The sequence below is a fragment of the Brevibacterium sp. LS14 genome (assembly GCF_012027885.1).
GTDB classification, from domain to species: Bacteria; Actinomycetota; Actinomycetes; order Actinomycetales; family Brevibacteriaceae; genus Brevibacterium; species Brevibacterium casei.
The window spans coordinates 18,104-33,281 of record NZ_SJXG01000052.1; the positions used below are offsets into that span (position 1 = coordinate 18,104).

The following is a 15,178-nucleotide window of genomic DNA, read 5'->3' on the forward strand; positions in this document are numbered from 1 at the left end:
CTCAGCCTCCGAGGCCCAGCGCGGTCTGGATGACGCCGGTGACGAGCTCCTTGATCGGCTCGGACTTGAGGATGACGACGAGGAGCGCGGCGAAGCCGCACGCTGCGAGGGTGGTGATCGCGTACTCCGCCGTCGTCGCCCCGGTGTCCGGACCCCACTCGGCATCGGGACCCAGCGGCGACTCGGCGGTCGGAGGACCCTCGGGCGGCCGGGTCTGCGGCGGTGGCTCGTCGGGAGTCGGGGTCGTCGAGGTGTCTGTGCTCATGTTCTCCTCCTCGAAGAAATGACCGTGCGCGCTCTGCGAACGGTCCTCCACTGTGGAGGAGGCACACGGGCCGGGTCGAGGGGCGGATCCGAGGCTGTGGAAACCGTTTGGGCGTCCACAGACCCGTGGCACACGAGTCGCACCGTCTTCCACAGGAGAACGGACACAAGTCACGCGGTCGCCGGTCGGCTCCGGTCGCCGGTCGGCTCCGGTCGCCGCCCGGCTCTGATCGCCGGCCGACTCTGGCCGCCGGTCGGCTCCGGTCGCCGCCCGACCGGAAGGCCCTCAGTCGGCCCAGTCGTCCCTGAGCACCGCCATGATCACCTCGTCGTGGCGGCGGCCGTTGAAGAACACGGCTTCGCGTCGCCTGCCCTCCTCGACGAATCCGGCCTTCGTGTACGCGGCGATGCCGCGGGTGTTGAACGCCCATGTGCGCAGTTCGATGCGGTTGAGTCCGAGCTGGAGGAACCCGTAGCGCAGGGCCAGGCGCACGGCGTCGGCTCCGAAGCCGTGTCCGTGGAACTCGGGACCGAGGATGATCGCCAGCGTCGCCGACTGATTGATCGTGTCGCGGCCGAAGAGGGTGACGTGCCCGACGAACTCCTCAGTCTCGAGCAGTTCGATGCTCAGACCCACCGAACTCGAGTCGGTGTTCGCACTCCACTGCGTGAACTGCTCGGACACACCGCCTTCGGGCCGCGGCAGCACGGTGGTGTTCTGGAGGACGACGATCGAGGGGTCGAACCACCACTGCTCGAGATAGGGAAGGTCATCGGACTGCAGTGGACGCAGCCGCACAGAGGAGCCGACGAAGAGGTTCTCGGCGTACTGCTCGGCCTGTTCGACGTCGGCCAGCCGTTGGAACGGTGTCACGGAGGTCGGTGTCACAGAAGACATGCATCGACCCTATCAATCGCCTCGCCGCACCCGCGCGGACCCGCGTCGAGCCCACCGGCATTCGCCCTCTGCGACGGGCAGCGCTCACCCCGATCCGTGGGAAGCTGGGTGGGAGGACACCGCCGAGGCGCCTCGGGAAAGGACTGCCATCATGAGCACAGGAGCACATCCCGATCGGGGAGACCCCGCGGCAGAGGGCAGCGACGAGGTCGTGGCCGCGCTGGCCTCGGGGCAGCAGACGACGTGGTTCCGCCACGATCTGCCGCCGAGCGCCGACGTCCTTGCCGCCATCGACGTCGACTCCCGGGTGATGGACGCCGCGGCCGAACGCTTCGCGCGCTTCGCTCCCTGGTTCGCAGAGACGTTTCCCGAGGTCCCGGACGGCATCATCGAGTCACCCCTCGTCGCGGCCTCCGGCGCACGCGATCACCTCGGGGCCCGTCTCGGGGCCCGCCTTCCCGGGCGGCTCTGGCTCAAACGCGACGACGCGCTGCCGGTGAGCGGCTCGATCAAAGCCCGCGGCGGGTTCCACGAGGTCCTCGAGTTCGCCGAGGCCGTCGCCGCAGCCGCGGGTTTCGACACCGCGGACGCCGACGTGTACAGCAGCGGTGCCTTCCGTGCGATCGCCCGGGACCGGACCGTCATCGTCGGGTCGACGGGGAACCTCGGACTCTCGATCGGCATCCTCGCCGCCGCCCTCGGCTTCGCCTGCACGGTCCACATGTCGGCCGATGCGAGGGAGTGGAAGAAGGAGAAGCTGCGCACCCACGGCGTCGAGGTCATCGAGCACGAAGGCGACTTCGTGGCCGCCGTTGCCGCCGGTCGCACGGCGGCCGCCTCAGACCCGAGCGCACATTTCGTCGACGACGAGGACTCCGTGAGCCTCTTCGCCGGCTACTCCGTGGCAGCGCTGCGGCTGCGCGACCAGTTGGCGGCCGCCGCGGTGACGGTCGACGCCGACCACCCCCTCGTCGTCTACCTTCCGTGCGGGATCGGCGGAGGGCCGGGCGGGGTGACCTTCGGACTCAAACGGATCTTCGGCGACTCCGTCCACTGCGTCTTCGTCGAACCCGCCCACGCCCCGGCGATGTTCCTCGGCGTGCGCACGGGGCTCCACAGCGGGATCGCCGTCCAGGACATCGGGCTGAGCGGAGCGACGATCGCCGACGGGCTCGCCGTCGCCCGTCCCTCACGTTTCATCGGTCCCCGGATCGGGCCGCTCATCTCGGGATTCGCCTCGGTCGACGACGAGGTCATCAGGGCCGGCGTCGGTGTCCTCGCCGACGCCGAAGGGATCGCCGTCGAGCCGTCGGCGACCGCCGGTCTCAGCGTGCCCTGGCGGGCGACGACTGTCGACGCCCCCTGGCCGATGGGCGAGACCACCACGCACCTCGTGTGGCTGACCGGGGGCGCGATGGTCCCCCGGTCCGAACGCGACCACTACCTCGCAGCCGCCCGCGCCGTACCCGAGGACATCGCCCGACCCTGGAGATGATCACCTCGCCAGCCAGTCCCACCCTGACGCCTCCTCCAGGCAGTAGTCGAGGACGGCCCGTGTCCGCCGCGGCAGGGTCTGTCCCTTCGGATAGAGGGCGACGACGGCGTTGAGGGGGTGCGGGTCGGCGATCGGGATGTAGGCGATGCCGTCATCGGACATCGGATCCTCGGCCCCGGGCCGATGATTGCCCACCGAATACCCCAGCCCGCGGCGCACGAGTCCCCGGACGGTCTCCGGGCTCGAGCTCTGCCAGCGGACATCGGGTTCGACACCGGCGGCCCGGATGAAGCCCTCGACCCGATCGCGTGAGGGCGGCTGGCTGTAGATGACGAGCGGAAGGTCGGCGACATCGTGGAAGCTCAGCTGCTCTGCCTGCGCGAGCGGGTGCGAGCGGGCGAGCATGATCGTCTGCCGGAAGCGCACGATCTCCTGTGACCATTCGCCCTTCGGCAGCTGCGCCGCGTACTTGATGGCAAGGTCGAGGCGACCGACGTCGAGCTCTCGTCGCAGGTCACCGGTGGCGCCTTCGACGAAATCGACGTGGAGCTGCGGATGTGCGTGCGCGAAATCGCCGATGAGACGCGGCAGCAGGTAGGGCCCGAGAGTGAAGACGCACCCCACCCGCACGGTCCCGGTGAGAGCCGACTGCTCCCCCGCCGCGAGATCCGGGATCTCCCGTGCGAGGTCGAGGACGCTGCGAGCGCGCGAGACGAGGGCCGAGCCGGCTGCCGTGGGGTGGACTCCAGCGGTGCGACTGCGCACCAGCAGGGTCACGCCGAGGCTGCGCTCGAGCTCGTTGAGCGCGGTCGACACGGTCGCCTGAGTGACGTTGCAGGTCCGCGCCGCAGCAGTGATCGAGCCGTCGTCGAGGGCTGCGAGGAAGTACTCGAGCTGACGGAGGGTGACCTCTCCCATTGAGAATTCCTATGTGCATCCAAAGAACAATTGATTGGATTGATTCTATGATCCACGACACACTGAGAGAAGTCTCGGACCCGGTTGGTTCCCGAGCATCCTGACACCCCAGCTTCGACGGAGAGGCACGACATGTCCCCCACCACCGCTTCCCCCCGCGTCATCACCCTGGGCGTGGCCGGCGGCCCACGCTGGTGGCCGGCCACTGCCACCGAGGAGCCCTCGGGCATCGCCACCGCGATCGTCGTCGGCGACGCCCACTATCTCGTCGACTGCGGTGCCGGGACCGGCCGCAATCTCACTCGGGTCGGCCTGGCCTTCGACGATATGCGGGCGATCTTCCTCACCCATCTGCATTCGGACCATGTCGCCGACCTCGCAGGCCTGCTCCTCTTCAGCAGCTACGGCACGAGCGGCACCCGCAGCACCCCGGTGCAGATCCTCGGACCCGGGGACCGCGGGACGGCGCCGCCGCTGTCACCGTTCGCCGCCTCGGCGGATGGGACCGCCTCCCGCACCCCGATCTATCCGCGGCAGCCGACCCCCGGCACCGCGGACATGGTCGACCTCCTCCAGCGGGCCTTCGCGACCGATCTCAACGACCGCTACCTCGACGGGCTGCGTCTGACCGCCAAGCAGCTGTTCACGGCCTCCGACATCGCGCTGCCCGAGGGACTCGGCTACCACCCGGATGACAACCCGACGCCGGTGATGAGCCCCTTCGCCGTCTACGAGGACGATCGGGTGCGGGTGAGCGCCACCCTGGTCGCCCACCCGCCGGTGGCGCCGGCGTTCGGCTTCCGCTTCGAGACCGACGAGGGAACGATCGTCGTCTCCGGGGACACCACGTACACGCCGAACATGGTCGCTCTGGCCCAGGACGCCGACCTGCTGCTTCACGAGGTCATCGACTCCGACTGGATCGAAGCGACCTACGGTGCCGCGACCGACCCGGCGACAGGGGCGATGAAGTCCCACCACCTGCGTTCGCACACGACCGTGACCGACGTGCTCCGGCTCGCCGACGAAGCGTCAGTCGCACGGCTCGCACTCCACCACATCGTGCCCGGCACGGCACGCCCGAACATCGAAGCACAGCTGCAGGCGGCCGGCGCCAGCCGCACGGTCATCGCCCGCGACCGGGAGGAGTTCCTCCTCCGCGCTCCGGCCCGCACCGCCGTCTGACCGCCTGCCCTACGCCTTACCCGCACCGACGATCCGAACCGCACCGCCGTTCCGTGCTCGACCGCGCCCGGAAACCGACAGCGACCAGGCGGCAGAGAGCCGTCCCCGCTGCACGATTCAAGGAGGAATTGTGACCCAGCCCGTCGATCCCATATCCCGTCCCGACCCCGGAACCGGTCCCGGCACCGGCACCGAGGCAGGCTCCACTCCGGATCCCAGGGAAGTGCGCACCGTACTCGCCTCCGGGTTCCTCGGCACGATGCTCGAGTACTACGACTTCATGCTCTACGCGACGGCGGCCAGCCTCGTCTTCGGACCCCTCTTCTTCTCTTCCCTGGGCCCGCAGGGTGCTCTCCTCGCCTCGTTCTCCACCCTCGCCGTCGGCTACTTCGTCCGACCCATCGGCGGCATCGTCCTCGGGCACTTCGGCGACAAGATCGGACGCAAGCCGATCCTCGTCGTCAGCCTCATCCTCATCGGCGTCGCCACCGTCGGCATCGGACTGCTGCCGACGACCCAGGACGGCAACTACACGGGGGCGATCCTCCTCGTCGCCCTCCGCCTCGTCCAAGGCTTCGCCGTCGGCGGTGAGATCACGGGAGCCGCGCTCATGGCCGTCGAGCACGCTCCCGCCAGGAGCCGCGCCTTCGCCGGCGCCGTCGCGGTGGCCGGGGTCCTGCCGGAGCCGTGCTCGCCACCCTCGCGGTCGCGGCGATGGCCCAGATCTCCGGCGACCACTTCCTCGACTGGGGCTGGCGGGTGCCGTTCCTCATCAGCGGCGTCCTCGTCATCGCGGCCTTCATCATCCGCCTCCGGGTCACCGAGTCCCCGCTAATCGAACAGCTCGAGGCGAAGCGGAAGGCCCGGAAGCTGCCTCTGCTCGAGGTCTTCCGCTCGCACACGCGCATCATCCTCATCGGCATCGCCGTGTGCGGCGCGATGTACATCACCCAGCAGCTCGTCACCGTCTACGGTCTCGCCCTGGCCAACCAGAACGGCGTCGACCAGTCCGACTCCCTCTACGTCAAGGCCGGCGGGGCCCTGGCACTGATGTTCACGACGATCTTCTTCGCCCGCCTCAGCGACCGCGTCGGCAAGGCGAAGGTCCTCCTCGGCGGCGCACTCGCCGGAGCGGTGTTCGCGATCCCGGTGCTCACGCTGCTGAGCAACGGCACCGTCTGGGGCTTCGTGCTGGCGATCCTCCTCGGCAACGTCATCGTCCAGGGTGCCCTCTACGGTCCGTTCGCCGCCTTCGTCGCCGCGCACCTGCCGCCGGCCGTCCGCTTCACCGGCACCGCGCTCACCTACAACATCGGGTCGATCCTCGGCGGCCTCGCCCCGACGGTCGCGGCGTCGCTGGCCGTCGTCTTCGCCGGAGAGTACCTGCCCATGGGGATCGTCTGGACCGTGTGCATGCTCATCGCCGCCGCCGCGATCCTCCTGGCCCCCAAGCCCGTGAACCCGGTGCAGACCGGAGCGGACGCCCTCGTGGCCAAGCGCTGAGTCTCCCGCGTCGGCTCTCGGCGTCCCCGTCGTCACCTCAGAAGAACACCGTCGTGAGATCGGTGAGCAGGGAGATGACGACGGGGACGACCGAGAGGAGGAGGAACGCCGGGAGGATGCACACCCCGAGAGGGACGACGAGACGGACCCCGAGAGCTGCGGCCGCCTCCTGCCGGCGCCGCCGGGAGGCCGCCCGCAGCTCCCCCGCGACGGACTCGATGAGCGGTGCGGGACCGACACCCGTGTGCTCGGAGAAGGCGAACACCTCGAGGACGGGACGCAGCCGGTCATCATCGGCGAGGTCCTCCCCGCCGATCGTCTTGCCCCGTGCGATCCGCAGCAGGCCCGAGCGGTCCGCGGTCGCCTCGGCGGTGAGGGTGAGGGCGACGGGGATCGGCAGGCCCGCCGTCAGACAGATCGCCACGAGGTCGAGATCGAACGCGAGTTCCTCATCGCTCACCCCTCCCCGCGCCGAGGCGGTTCCCCCTCCTCTCGCCGAGGCGGCCGTCCCCGCCGTGACCGCCCCCTCGGGGCGCCCGCCGATGTCGTCGCCCCGAAGACCGGTCCCTCCCCCAAGCAGGGTGCGCAGCCGACCCGCCGACCTGCCCGACCACAGGAGGACGCCGAGACCGACGAGGAGACCGACGAGGACCGCGACCATGGGGATCAGCGCTCCGCCCGCCGCATCATCCGCATCATCCAGACGCGGCCGAGCACGTAGAGGACGATCCCGCCCCCGATGCTCAGCTGTCCGGGCAGACCGGTGAGGAGGTCGAGGGGGCGGACGCCGATGAGCATTCCGAGACCCACCCCGATGAGCGGCAGCCAGCTGAGCACCCGCACGGTGGCTCGCGGCCCGGCCATCGCGATCCGTCGCTCCCGGTCGGCGTCGAGGGCGTCGCGCCTGGCCGTCGCATAGCGGAGGATCATGTCGGCGGCAGGTGCCCCCGAACGCTCCGAGACCGTCCACACCGCTGCCATGCCGGCGAACACCTCGGCGGCGGAGGTCGGCAGCGCCTGCCCGCGGGTCGCGATCGCCCGTCCCGGCTCCTCGCCCAGGGCGATCGCCCGCGAGATCGGACGCAGCCGATCATCCTGCCTGCTCAGGGTTGCCATCACCGCCTGCGGTGTCATGCCGACCCTGAGCAGATGCGCGCAGTTCTCGACCGCGCCGATCGCCCACAGTCGCTCCGCGTCCTCGTCTCCTGCGCGACCGCCTCGGCGAGGGGACCCCGGGCCCTCGGACCCGCCTCGGCGGGAGGCGAGGAGCTCGCGCAGGCGCACACCGGGGTCGGAGGGAGCGGCGAGCACGATGCCTGCGGCGACGAGAACGGCGAGGAGGACGATCATGACGACCTCTGCTCGAGCACGGCCTCGAAGCGGGCGAGCGCCCGCCGGTTGAACTCCCCCGGCGCTCGCGGGGAGGCTCTCCCCCACACGGGTTCCATCGTCAGGGACTCACCGGTGTCATGGGTCGGGATGGCAAGCTCCGTGAGCCCGCGGTCGACCCCGACCCGCCGGAGGTGGATGACGAGGTCGATGGCGGTGGCGAACTGGGAGTGCACGGCCTGCGGACTCATCCCGGCGAGCGCCCCGAGGGCGGCGAGGCGACTCGGCACCGCTTCGGCGGTGTTCGCATGGATCGTCGCGCACCCGCCCTCATGCCCGGTGTTGAGCGCGGTGAGCATGTCCCGGATCTCGGGTCCCCGGCATTCCCCGACGACGAGGCGGTCGGGGCGCATCCGCAGGGCGTTGCGGACGAGGTCGGTGAGCGTGACCTCGCCGCCGCCTTCGACGTTGGCCTGCCGGGCGGCGAGTTGGATGACGTGGGGGTGGCCGACGATGAGCTCGCGGGAGTCCTCGACGACGACGATGCGGTGGAGCGGATCGACGAGACCGAGGAGGGCGCCGAGGAGGACGGTCTTGCCGGTGCCGGTGCCCCCGGAGATGAGGATGTTCGCCCGCGAGCCCACAGCCTCGGTGAGGAGCGCTGCGACCTCGGCGGGGATGAAGCCGTCGGCCCGGAGATCGTCGACGGTGAAGCCTGAACGCCTGGGCACGCGGAACGAGATCGACGTGTGCTCCCCCGCGATGGGAGGGACGATCGCGTTCATCCGCACCCCGTCGGGGAGGCGGACATCGACGAAGGGACTCGAATCGTCGAGGCGGCGACCGCCGAGGGCGGCCAGACGCACGGCGAGCGAGCGCACGTCCTCCTCGGAGCCGAGGGAGAGCTCGAGCCGGACGGGTCCCGCGCCGGTGTCGGCGAAGACCTCTCGGGGACCGTTGACGAAGACGTCGGTCGTGCCGGGGACGTCGAGCACGGCTTGGAGGGGGCCGGCTCCCGAGAGTTGGGCCGAGAGCCGGGTGACGAGGTCGAGGAGGGCCGCGGAACCGAGCACACGGCCGGTGCGCTGGACCGCCTCGGCGACGGCGGCCGTGGTCACCGGCCCGGGATTGTCGAGCAGGGTCTTGCGCACCTCGGCGACGAGGGAGGCGTCGAGCCATTCGCTCATCCCACCCACTCCCCGAGCAGACGGTCGACGAGGCGGCCGAGCCTCGCCCCTCCCGGGATGCCCTCACCGCGGTCGACGGCGGCCGACAGCCCGCGGTCGTCGCGGATGCTGCCGGCGAGCCCGAGTCCGATCGACTCGGCCAGCAGTCCAGCGTCGAGCCCGCCGCTGCCGGTCTCCCGGACGACGAGGCGGACGTCGGGATGGGAGTGCGAGAGGCGTTTGGCGACCTGGGAGGCGGCGACGGCTGAGCGCACGCGCGCGGGAGCGACGAGAAGGACGTGGTGGCAGCGCCTGGTCCACTGGGGTGGGGCGTGGCGGGGCAGATCGACGATGACGAGGTCGAAGGCCTGGGAGGCGGCGGAGAGGACGTCGTCGAAGATCTCCGGGTCGAGGTCGAGGGTGTCGTCGCGTCCCCATGAGAGGATCGCCAGACCGTCATGGACGGGCAGGGCCTGGCGGAGCACCGAGGGCCGCACCTGTCCGCGGGAGGCGCTGAGGTCCGACCACCGCGGTCCCGGCACCTGTTCGGCTCCGAGGACGAGGTCGAGCCCTCCCCCGAGCGGGTCGGCGTCGACGAGCACCGTGGGGACCTCGGCCCCCGCCCGCCTCGCCAGGGCGCATGCGAGCACCGAGGCGCCGGCCCCGCCGCAGCCGGCGACGACGCCGACCGTGACCCCTGGTGTCACCGGGGGTTCGACCGCGGCGATGATGCGCTGGCTCAGCCATTCCGCGGCAGAGGGCAGCATCGCGAGCTGTTCGACGCCGAGGTGTGCCGCCCGCCGCCACGCCGAGGCGGTCTCGTCGCCGTCGAGGACGACGAGGATGCGGTCCGCACCGTCGGTGGCGGGAATGTCGGTGACGTCCTCGCCGAGGAGGATGAGCGCCGCCTTCTGCCACCCGCCCGAATCGGGTGGGAGGACCTTGAGGTCGACACCGATGCTCTCGGCGACACGGGCGCATTCCTCCGTGATCGCGCCGAGGTCGGTGATGAGTGCGATCTGCATGGGCCCAGGATGACCCCGGGACGGCGGCCGCGACCAGGGCCCGGTCCGCAGCTGTGGACGGAGACGACGAAAGGCGGCCCCTGTGGACACAAGTCACAGGAGCCGCCCCTCAGCGTTTCGCCTGCGCATCGCACCCGGTCAGGCCGGGCGTGCGGCGTCGGGTACGTGCCTGATGCCGGGTCAGGTGCGGCGCAGACCGTCCGCACCGTCCACAGACTCAGCGCACGAGTCAGCCGCGCTGGATGCCTTCGAGGTTGCGCAGCACGCCCTCCTTGCCGTCGGAATCGCGGACCGTGAACGACGACCCGTGATCCTCGAGCGCGAGGAACCAGTCACCCGGGTAGATCGTGAACACCGGCATCCCGGTCGTCGCGTCGACGGCCTCGCGCGGCTCGGGAACGGCGAACCAGAACGCCTGGATGACCGTCTTCTCCTCAGTGGTCTCCGCGGTGCTCGACGCCGGCCGGTCCGCACCCGAGCCCGATGCGCTGCGGTCCGACGACTCCCCATCCGAAGTATCCCGATCCGTCGACGCGGTCCGCTCCTGGGAGGAGTCCCGATAGTTCGTCATCGGCACGTACTGCGTCGGTTCGTCGGAGTCCGGTGGTGTGGTCCGCTCGGTCGTCGGCTCCGCCGAGGACCGGCTGTCCTCGGTGGTCACGGCGTCGACCTGGACGGTCTCCTCGCCGGCGGTCTCGCGGCTGACAGGCTCGTCGCCGACGGTCTCGGTCGAACCCTGGTCCTGAGGACGGCGGTCGCCGACTGACCAGCGGTCGGCCGAGCCTCCGTCGCCCGAGCCCATAGCGCGGTCGGCCGAGTCGCCGTCAGGCGAGCTCGAAGCGCGGTCGCCCGTCATCGCTGTCCGCTCGGTCGAGGACTCAGCCTCGGTGGTCGTCACGTCGTCTCCCGACGCGACGGTGACTCCGCTCGATGCGGCGACGACGCCTCGGCGCTCCGTCGAGGCGCGGGAGTCATCCGCCCTCGATTCGGCACCTTCCTTGCCGGTGGGGTCCGCACCGGGATCGGTCTCGACGACACCCTCGGCGTTGACCACGGTCGCCTCGGTCGAGCGGATGTTGCTCTCCTCGGACTCAGCGGATGCGGAGGTCGTCGTCGCTGAGTCCACGGACGTCGCGTCTGCCGATGTCGCGTTGGCGGACGACGTGCTCGCGGACGTCGTCTCGGCGGATGTCGCATCCTCGGCCGCACCCTCCCTCGAAGCGGGTGAGGCATTCGCCGACCGGGACTCCGTCCCCTGGGACGCGGCCGCCTTCGTGCCGCCGTCGAAGACCCCGAGCGGGCCGGGTCCCGGCTCGTCGGCCGAGGTCACGGTCGACGAGGTCACTGTGCCGGGCTGCGAGACCGTGCTCGATCCCGACCGTGCGTCGGAATCCGGTGACGCAGCGTTGGCCGAGGACTCGGCCTCCACGGTGGACTCGGCGGAATGGCGTCCGCGGCGGCGTTCGGAGACCGAGATGATGGTCTCCTCCTCGGTCGAGGTCGGGCCGCTCTCGACGACGGTCCGGCTGATCGCCACGGTGTCATCGGCGTTGGTCTGCGGGGCCGCGGCGTCGGCACTGTCGTCACCAGCGGTCCCGTCGCGACGTCCCACAGACGCGTCGTCGGCGTCGGCCTGCGATTCCGCCGGAGTCGGCTCGGCAGCCGACGCGGTCGAGGCGGTCGAGGCGGCCGACGCGGTCGACGTCCACGCGGATTCCTCGGGTTCGGTGCCGAGCCCGAAGGTCTGCGTCGGCTCGCTCTGCGAATGCCGCGGATCCCGCGGATGCTGGTCGCCGAGGTACGTCTGCCCGGATCCGGTGCTCTGCACCGGCTGTCCCGAGGCATCATCGGTGCCGGAGGAGCGGTCCTCGGCCGGCGGGGCGAAGGACGCCTGCGGGCGCGGGGTCCCACCGGTGAACGGGCTGCCCGCATCATCGGAGTAGGCGTGCCGGCCGGACGCGGCCTGATCGCCTGGTCGACCCTGCTGTCCTGCGTCATATGCGGACTGATCGGATCCCCAGGTCGGCTGTGCCGAATCGTAGCCGGGCTGGCCGTAGCCGCCCTGCGGGGCGCCGTACTGGCTCGGGCCGTCCTGACCGGGCACTGCCTGCCCGTACTGGCCCGGGCCGACCCCGCCGGGGCCACCCTGACCCTGGGGTCCCTGCGCACCGGGGTGGGGGCCGCTGCCGTAACCGCCGTCGAACCCGCCGGGCACGTGGGCCTGCGGCGCGGGATGCTGAGCGGCTTTGGTCACCGGACGCGCCTTGGCGTGGGCGGGGACGTCCTCGCGTCCGGCGAACTCAGCGGCGAAGAACGGCAGCATCGTGAAGACACCGGCGAAGAACGCGATGAGCGCGGCGAAGAACGCGAGATAGGCGCCGACGCTCCAGTACGGCGCCGAGGTGATGAGCTGGACGAACGCAAAGGCGAACGCGACAGACGAGAGGACGGAGATGAACTGGTCGAGACCGAGTGACCCCACACGCATCCGACCGTTGCCCAACTTGTTCATGAGCACGGCCCCGACGATGAGGAGGATGGCGAGCACGACGAAGACGAAGGTGCCCATCGCATCGATGTTCCACGACCACAGCGACATCGTGATGATGTCGTAGTTCTTGTAGGGCACGAAGAGCACGATGAGTGCGAGCAGTCCCGCGAAGAGGAGGAAGAGGTCGCGCAGGGTGAGCGGGCCGAGCAGGCCGGGTCCCGTGCGGCGAGGACGCTGCGGGGCAGGTCCCGGGCCGAACTGTCCCGGACCGGAGCCGTAGGGTCCTGGGCCCGACCCATACTGGCCCGGTCCCGACCCGTACTGTCCCGGTGCCTGACCGTACTGTCCCGGCCCCGAACCGTAGGGTCCCGGACCCGACCCGTGCTGCGCAGGTCCCGAGCCATACGGTCCCGGACCGGATCCGTAGGGAGTCGGCTGCCCGCCCTGGGCGTCCGGACCGTACGGGCCCGGACCCTGTCCGTACTGGCCGCCGGGACCCGGATTGCCCGGGCCCTGTCCGTACTGGCTTCCGGCCAACGGCTGGCCGTTCGGTCCGGGATGGGGGCCCGGCTGGTCGCGCCACTGCGGCGCTCCTGGTCCTGTGGGATGGTGCGGCGAACTCATCGCTGGCTCCAGTCGATCGTAGGGACACTGTCCTGTCTGCGGGGTCCATCCTGGCAGACCTAGGGCCATCCTTGCAGACCTCGGCACCCGTGCGCACGCATTCTTCGCCGCCAGTCCCCTTGCCGAAGCGCCACAGCGCACCGCATTAGCACATGCGACCCGTCATGACTACCCCCGCTCACCCCCGCTCATCACCGACGTCAGGCTGACCGGGGTCACCCCCGCGGGTATACAGTCGGAGGGAATCTTCGTTCCATCAAAGAAGCCGGAGGGAATCATGACCGACAGCGCCGAGGCGACCGAGACCTTCGCCCCGCCACAGGAGTTCGCAGCCGCCGCCAATGTCAGGGAAGACGCCTATGAGCGCGGTGCCGAGGACTTCGAGCGCTTCTGGGCCGAGCAGTCCCGTGAACTCGTCGACTGGAAGGACGACTTCACCGAGGTGCTCGACTGGTCGAACCCGCCGTTCGCGAAGTGGTTCGCCGACGGAAAGCTCAACGTCGCGTACAACTGCCTCGACCGGCACGTGCTCGCCGGCAACGGCGACCGTGTGGCCATCAACTTCGAAGGCGAACCCGGGGACTCCCGGACACTGACCTATGCCGAACTCCTCGCCGAGGTGTCGAAGGCGGCGAACACCCTCACCGAACTCGGTGTCAGGGCCGGAGACCGGGTCGCGATCTACCTGCCGATGATCCCCGAAGCGATCATCGCGATGCTCGCGTGCGCCCGCCTCGGCGCGGCCCACTCCGTCGTCTTCGGCGGCTTCTCCGCCGATGCCCTGCGCTCGCGGATCATCGACGCCGAGGCGCGCGTGGTCATCACCGCCGACGGCAGCTATCGCCGCGGCAAGGAGACGAGCCTCAAGCCGGCCGTCGATGAGGCTCTCTCCCACGGCGACACCCCGGTCGAGCACGTCATCGTCGTCCGCCGCACCGGCCAGGACGTCGAGATGACCGAGGGTCGGGATCAGTGGTGGCAGGACACCGTCGACCAGGCCAGCCCCGAACACGAGGCCGAGTTCTTCGAAGCCGAGAACCCGCTCTTCATCCTCTACACCTCCGGAACCACCGGAAAGCCCAAGGGCATCCTCCACACCTCGGGCGGGTACCTCACCCAGGTCCTCTACACGATGAAGGCCGTCTTCGACGCGAAGCCGGAGACCGACGTCTTCTGGTGCACCGCGGACGTCGGCTGGGTCACCGGGCACTCATACGTCGCCTACGGTCCGCTCGCTGCGGGGATGACGCAGGTCATCTACGAAGGCACCCCGGACACGCCTGACCAGGGCCGCTGGTGGGAGATCGTCGAGAAGAACAAGGTGACGACGCTCTACGCCGCGCCCACGGCGATCCGGACGTTCATGAAGTGGGGCGAGGAGATCCCCGCGAAGTACGACCTGTCCAGCCTGCGCCTCCTCGGCAGCGTCGGCGAGCCGATCAACCCCGAAGCCTGGCGCTGGTACCACCGCGTCATCGGCGGAGAGCGGTGCCCGATCGTCGACACGTGGTGGCAGACGGAGACCGGTGCCCACATGATCGCTCCCCTGCCCGGTGTGCTCGCGACGAAGCCGGGGTCGGCGCAGCGCCCGATCCCCGGCATCTCCGTCGACATCGTCGACGAGACCGGGGAGAACCCTGCAGGACCCGAGGGCGGTCTCCTCGTCATCCGGCAGCCGTGGCCGTCGATGCTGCGTGGGATCTGGAAGGACCCCGAGCGCTTCAAGGAGACGTACTGGTCGCGGTTCGAGGACACCTACTTCGCCGGTGACGGGGCACGTCGTGATGAGGACGGGGACATCTGGTTCCTCGGCCGCGTCGACGACGTCATGAACGTCTCCGGGCACCGCCTCTCGACCGCGGAGATCGAGTCCGCGCTCGTCGCCCACCCCTCGGTCGCCGAAGCGGCGGTCGTCGGTGCCGCGGACGACACGACCGGCCAGGCCGTCATCGCGTTCGTCATCACCGTCGGCGGCGTCGAGGACAGCCCGGAGACCGCCGAGGAGCTGCGCCAGTTCGTCGGCAAGGAGATCGGTCCGATCGCCAAGCCGAAGCAGGTGCACATCGTCTCGGAGCTGCCGAAGACCCGGTCGGGCAAGATCATGCGGCGTCTGCTCAAGGATGTCGCTGAGAATCGCGAGGTCGGGGATGCCACGACTCTTGCCGATTCCTCGGTGATGAAGCTCATCGAGGAATCGGTGGCGAAATCGTGACTCGACACTGATCCTGCACGTCTTTGGTGAGGAGGAACGTTCAGACTACTCTTGAGAAAGATTGTCAC

The 15,178-nt window shown here is 70.1% G+C and carries 13 protein-coding genes; 5 read left to right on the forward strand and 8 right to left on the reverse strand.

Translation table 11 applies throughout. The annotated features are described in order from the left end of the window. Nucleotide 1: 1 nt before the first annotated feature. Both EZE58_RS11555 and EZE58_RS11560 read right to left on the reverse strand, forming a co-directional pair. Entirely contained in the window at nucleotides 2-265 is a 264-nt protein-coding gene (locus tag EZE58_RS11555) for a DUF4244 domain-containing protein (RefSeq protein ID WP_101624217.1), read from the reverse strand. Between the two features lie 285 nt (nucleotides 266-550). After that, nucleotides 551-1,162, reverse strand: a complete 612-nt coding sequence (locus EZE58_RS11560; protein ID WP_100227540.1) for a GNAT family protein — start codon at nucleotides 1,160-1,162, stop codon at nucleotides 551-553. 151 nt (nucleotides 1,163-1,313) lie between these two features. Here EZE58_RS11560 and EZE58_RS11565 point away from each other — a divergent pair, with 151 nt between their 5' ends. After that, entirely contained in the window at nucleotides 1,314-2,657 is a 1,344-nt protein-coding gene (locus tag EZE58_RS11565; RefSeq protein WP_009380828.1) for a D-serine ammonia-lyase, read from the forward strand. On the opposite strand, the gene EZE58_RS11570 is transcribed toward EZE58_RS11565, so the two are convergent. Further along, nucleotides 2,658-3,575, reverse strand: a complete 918-nt coding sequence (locus EZE58_RS11570; RefSeq protein WP_167560606.1) for a LysR family transcriptional regulator — start codon at nucleotides 3,573-3,575, stop codon at nucleotides 2,658-2,660. It lies immediately after the preceding gene. A 132-nt stretch (nucleotides 3,576-3,707) separates the two neighbouring features. On the opposite strand from EZE58_RS11570, the gene EZE58_RS11575 reads away from it, so the two are divergent. The 3 genes from EZE58_RS11575 to EZE58_RS17585 all read left to right on the forward strand — a co-directional run bounded on the left by EZE58_RS11575 (nucleotide 3,708) and on the right by EZE58_RS17585 (nucleotide 6,263). Then, nucleotides 3,708-4,760, forward strand: coding sequence for an MBL fold metallo-hydrolase (locus EZE58_RS11575; RefSeq protein WP_131248572.1), 1,053 nt, complete (start codon nucleotides 3,708-3,710; stop codon nucleotides 4,758-4,760). Nucleotides 4,761-4,890: 130 nt separating this feature from the next. Next, nucleotides 4,891-5,595 (forward strand): MFS transporter, encoded by a 705-nt coding sequence (locus EZE58_RS17715; RefSeq protein ID WP_346773184.1) that lies wholly within the window; start codon nucleotides 4,891-4,893, stop codon nucleotides 5,593-5,595. After that, the gene (locus EZE58_RS17585) at nucleotides 5,484-6,263 is read left to right on the forward strand and encodes an MFS transporter (protein ID WP_346773185.1); all 780 of its coding nucleotides are present in this window, start codon (nucleotides 5,484-5,486) and stop codon (nucleotides 6,261-6,263) included. Before EZE58_RS17715 ends, EZE58_RS17585 begins: the two co-directional genes overlap by 112 nt. 37 nt (nucleotides 6,264-6,300) lie before the next feature. Here the strand turns inward: EZE58_RS17585 and EZE58_RS11585 are convergent, their stop codons facing one another. The 5 genes from EZE58_RS11585 to EZE58_RS11605 all read right to left on the reverse strand — a co-directional run bounded on the left by EZE58_RS11585 (nucleotide 6,301) and on the right by EZE58_RS11605 (nucleotide 12,898). Continuing rightward, entirely contained in the window at nucleotides 6,301-6,924 is a 624-nt protein-coding gene (locus EZE58_RS11585) for a type II secretion system F family protein (RefSeq protein ID WP_119297066.1), read from the reverse strand. 5 nt (nucleotides 6,925-6,929) lie between these two features. After that, nucleotides 6,930-7,613, reverse strand: coding sequence for a type II secretion system F family protein (locus tag EZE58_RS11590; protein WP_144588084.1), 684 nt, complete (start codon nucleotides 7,611-7,613; stop codon nucleotides 6,930-6,932). Beyond that, nucleotides 7,610-8,779 carry a TadA family conjugal transfer-associated ATPase gene (locus tag EZE58_RS11595; RefSeq protein ID WP_009380820.1) on the reverse strand — a complete coding sequence of 390 codons (1,170 nt, stop codon included), beginning with the start codon at nucleotides 8,777-8,779 and terminating at the stop codon, nucleotides 7,610-7,612. Before EZE58_RS11595 ends, EZE58_RS11590 begins: the two co-directional genes overlap by 4 nt. Further along, entirely contained in the window at nucleotides 8,776-9,783 is a 1,008-nt protein-coding gene (gene ssd / locus EZE58_RS11600) for a septum site-determining protein Ssd (RefSeq protein ID WP_009380819.1), read from the reverse strand. Before ssd ends, EZE58_RS11595 begins: the two co-directional genes overlap by 4 nt. A 229-nt stretch (nucleotides 9,784-10,012) precedes the next feature. Beyond that, a complete protein-coding gene (locus tag EZE58_RS11605) occupies nucleotides 10,013-12,898 on the reverse strand; it encodes a hypothetical protein (RefSeq protein ID WP_144588087.1) in 2,886 nt (961 codons plus the stop codon). A 277-nt stretch (nucleotides 12,899-13,175) separates the two neighbouring features. Between EZE58_RS11605 and acs the strand changes: the two genes are divergently transcribed. After that, nucleotides 13,176-15,110, forward strand: coding sequence for an acetate--CoA ligase (acs, locus tag EZE58_RS11610; protein ID WP_101624098.1), 1,935 nt, complete (start codon nucleotides 13,176-13,178; stop codon nucleotides 15,108-15,110). Nucleotides 15,111-15,178 lie beyond the last annotated feature (68 nt).